The following is a 576-nucleotide window of genomic DNA, read 5'->3' on the forward strand; positions in this document are numbered from 1 at the left end:
ACGGCAACAGTCTTGATGCCCAGCTCTTTGCAGGCACGCAGAATGCGCAGCGCAATTTCACCGCGGTTAGCAATGACAATTTTATCCAGCATGCTTCGCCTCGTTATTCGATGACAACCAGCGGCTCGTCAAATTCAACCGGTTGGCCGCTTTCGACCAGGATCGCCTTCACAACGCCGGATTTATCGGCTTCGATCTGGTTCATCATTTTCATCGCTTCAACGATGCACAGAGTGTCGCCCGCGTTGACTTTCTGGCCCACTTCCACGAAGGCTTTCGCGTCCGGGCTTGGGGTGCGGTAGAAGGTGCCGACCATCGGGGAACGCACGATGTGACCGGTGATTTCTGGCTTAGCGGCTTCTGCAGCCGGTGCTGCTGCCGCAGGGGCAACGGCGGTGGCCAGCGCAGGTTGCTGCATCATCGGCGCAGCATAAGCCTGCTGCATCACAGGGTAGCCGGCATTAGCAGGTGAACGGCTGATACGAACGGACTCTTCGCCCTCGGAGATTTCCAGCTCGGAGATGCCAGACTCTTCAACCAGTTCGATCAGTTTCTTAATTTTACGAATATCCATGA

General features: G+C 55.9%; 2 protein-coding genes. Both read right to left on the reverse strand.

Annotated elements, in window-relative coordinates; translation table 11 throughout:
• Positions 1–92: biotin carboxylase N-terminal domain-containing protein (locus tag ACPUC8_RS26005; RefSeq protein ID WP_408706274.1), on the reverse strand; the 92-nt coding region annotated here is incomplete at its 3' end.
• Positions 93–103: 11 nt separating this feature from the next.
• A complete protein-coding gene (gene accB, locus ACPUC8_RS26010) occupies positions 104–574 on the reverse strand; it encodes an acetyl-CoA carboxylase biotin carboxyl carrier protein (protein ID WP_059109761.1) in 471 nt (156 codons plus the stop codon).
• Positions 575–576 lie beyond the last annotated feature (2 nt).

This window comes from Pantoea sp. CFCC18177 (assembly GCF_059412425.1).